Source organism: Kineococcus glutinatus (genome assembly GCF_039542765.1).
Lineage (GTDB): Bacteria > Actinomycetota > Actinomycetes > Actinomycetales > Kineococcaceae > Kineococcus_A > Kineococcus_A glutinatus.
Genome location: NZ_BAABIL010000333.1, coordinates 1 through 2,942, shown reverse-complemented (window position 1 = coordinate 2,942; position 2,942 = coordinate 1). Strand labels below are relative to the sequence as shown.

3 protein-coding genes are annotated in these 2,942 nt (G+C 72.5%); 2 read left to right on the top strand and 1 reads right to left on the bottom strand.

Annotated elements, in window-relative coordinates; genetic code table 11:
• The first annotated feature begins 204 nt into the window (after nucleotides 1-204).
• Both lepA and ABEB16_RS12915 read left to right on the top strand, forming a co-directional pair.
• Nucleotides 205-2,070 (top strand): translation elongation factor 4, encoded by a 1,866-nt coding sequence (gene lepA / locus ABEB16_RS12920; RefSeq protein ID WP_345712658.1) that lies wholly within the window; start codon nucleotides 205-207, stop codon nucleotides 2,068-2,070.
• Between the two features lie 77 nt (nucleotides 2,071-2,147).
• Nucleotides 2,148-2,417 (top strand): hypothetical protein, encoded by a 270-nt coding sequence (locus ABEB16_RS12915; RefSeq protein ID WP_345712657.1) that lies wholly within the window; start codon nucleotides 2,148-2,150, stop codon nucleotides 2,415-2,417.
• Between the two features lie 35 nt (nucleotides 2,418-2,452).
• Here ABEB16_RS12915 and ABEB16_RS12910 read toward each other — a convergent pair.
• On the bottom strand, nucleotides 2,453-2,942 hold a 490-nt coding region (locus tag ABEB16_RS12910), incomplete at its 5' end, for an aminotransferase class V-fold PLP-dependent enzyme (RefSeq protein WP_345712656.1).

Below are 2,942 nucleotides of genomic sequence, written 5' to 3'. Positions count from 1 at the left end.
CGCCGTGCGCGTGCGGCCACGGCGGGTGCGTGCGGTGGGTGCGGACCTCGACCGCCCGCCGGTGCCCCGCCCCGTGCGACGATGGGCGACACCCCGCGCAGCACCGGCGCCGGCCGGCACCACCCACGAGCACCACCCACGAGCACCGCCCACGAGCACCGCAGCGCAGCACCACCGACTGCCCGACGAGAGGTCCCGACGAGCGTGTCCCCGAAGGCGACGACCGCCCTGGCCCCGGCCGCCACGCCGCCGGAACTCATCCGCAACTTCTGCATCATCGCTCACATCGACCACGGCAAGTCGACGCTCGCGGACCGGATGCTGCAGCTGACCGGCGTCGTCGACGAGCGGGCCATGCGCGCGCAGTACCTGGACCGGATGGACATCGAGCGCGAGCGCGGCATCACCATCAAGTCGCAGGCCGTGCGGATGCCCTGGGCCAGCGGCGGCACCACCTACGCCCTCAACATGATCGACACCCCCGGGCACGTCGACTTCACCTACGAGGTCTCCCGCTCGCTGGCCGCCTGCGAGGGTGCGGTGCTGCTGGTCGACGCCGCCCAGGGCATCGAGGCCCAGACGCTGGCGAACCTGTACCTGGCGATGGAGAACGACCTCACCATCATCCCGGTGCTCAACAAGATCGACCTGCCCGCGGCGCAGCCGGACCTGTTCGCCGAGGAGCTCGCCGGTCTCATCGGCTGCCAGCCCGAGGACTGCCTGCGGGTGTCGGGCAAGACGGGCGCGGGCGTGGAGCACCTGCTCGACGAGATCGTCCGGCAGCTCCCCGCCCCGGTCGGCGACCCGACCGCCCCGGCGCGCGCCATGATCTTCGACTCGGTCTACGACACCTACCGCGGCGTCGTCACCTACGTGCGCGTCATCGACGGCAAGCTCTCCCCGCGCGAGCGGATCGCGATGATGTCGACCAAGGCCACCCACGAGCTGCTGGAGATCGGGGTGAGCTCCCCCGAGCCCACCCCGTCCGACGGCCTCGGCGTGGGGGAGGTCGGCTACCTCATCACCGGCGTCAAGGACGTGCGCCAGTCCAAGGTCGGCGACACCGTCACCAACGCCGCCAAGCCCGCCTCCCAGGCCCTCGGCGGCTACCGCGACCCCAAGCCGATGGTGTTCTCCGGGCTGTACCCGATCGACGGCTCGGACTACCCGCTGCTGCGCGACGCCCTGGACAAGCTCAAGCTCAACGACGCCGCGCTCGTCTACGAGCCGGAGACGTCGGCGGCCCTGGGTTTCGGGTTCCGCATCGGCTTCCTCGGCCTGCTGCACCTGGAGATCGTGCGCGAGCGGCTGGAGCGGGAGTTCAACCTCGACCTCATCTCCACCGCCCCGAGCGTGGTCTACGAGGTGACCATGGAGGACCGCAAGGTCGTCACCGTCACCAACCCCTCGGAGTTCCCCGGCGGCAAGGTCGCCGAGATCCGCGAGCCCGTCGTGCGGGCCACGGTCCTGTCGCCGAAGGACTACATCGGCACGATCATGGACCTGTGCCAGGAGCGCCGCGGTGAGCTGCAGGGCATGGACTACCTGTCGGAGAACCGCGTCGAGCTGCGCTACCGGCTGCCGCTGGCGGAGATCGTCTTCGACTTCTTCGACAACCTGAAGTCGCGCACCCGCGGCTACGCCTCCCTGGACTACGACGTCGACGGCGAGCAGGCCGCGGACCTCGTCAAGGTCGACATCCTGCTGCAGGGCGAGCAGGTCGACGCGTTCAGCGCGATCGTCCACAAGGACAAGGCGTACGCCTACGGCGTGATGATGGCCGGCAAGCTCAAGGACCTCATCCCGCGCCAGCAGTTCGAGGTCCCCATCCAGGCCGCCATCGGGGCCCGCATCATCGCCCGCGAGAACGTCCGCGCCATCCGCAAGGACGTCCTCGCCAAGTGCTACGGCGGTGACATCACCCGCAAGCGCAAGCTGCTGGAGAAGCAGAAGGAGGGCAAGAAGCGGATGAAGATGGTCGGCCGGGTGGAGGTCCCGCAGGAGGCCTTCATCGCCGCGCTGTCCTCCGACGCCGAGGCCGCCGGGGACAAGGCCGGGCGCAAGCAGTAGCCCCGGCGCGGGACGAGGAGGATGCTTGCCGCGCCCGGCGAAGGCGCCGGTGTCCTTCCAGCCCAGCGGAGGCATCCATGTCCTCACCCGCCCACACGCCCGTCGTCTCCGGCCGCGCCTACCCCGTCACCGAGGTGGGCGGCGCCGCGCCCTCCTCGCTGGAGGAGTTCGCCGCCGACACCGTGCTCGTCCTCGACGGCGGCTACGTCGTCGGTGGCCGAGGCGTGCGCACCGGTGACGAGGTCGCGTTCTACGAGAAGGCCCCCGGCGGCAAGGACGTCCGCGTCTGGTGCGTCCGGCAGGTGCGGCCGGGCGTCTTCGAGGCGGTCCACGACGCCAGGTTCTGACGCGCCGGCCACCGCCCGGCCCGGGGTCGCCGACCTCAGGCCGGGCAGCCACCGCCCGGCGGTGCGGGCAGCGGTGCGGGCAGCGGTGCGGGCAGCGGTGCGGGCAGCGGCCGCGGGTCGTCCAGCGCCGCCCAGCGCCCCCCGACGGGGCCGTAGCGCCACGCGGGGCCGGTGGTGAGCAGCTGCGCCAGCGCCGCCAGCAGCCGGTCGACGTCCTCCGAACAGGACCCCACCCCGGTGGAGACCCGCACACCGCCGTCGGTCAGGCCCAGCGCCGCGGTGAGCCGGTGCGCGCAGAAGCGGCCGTCGCGCACCCCGATGCCGTGCTCGGCCGACAGGTACGCGGCGACGAGGCCTGCGGGGAGACCGTCCACCGCGAACGTCACCACCCCCACCGCGTCCCCGCCGCCCAGGTCCGCCACCCGCACACCGGGCAGCGCGCCCAGCCCCGCCAGCAGGCGCCCGCGCAGCGCGTCCTCGTGCCCGCGCAGCGCCGCGGCGGGCAGCACCGCCAGCACCTCGCAG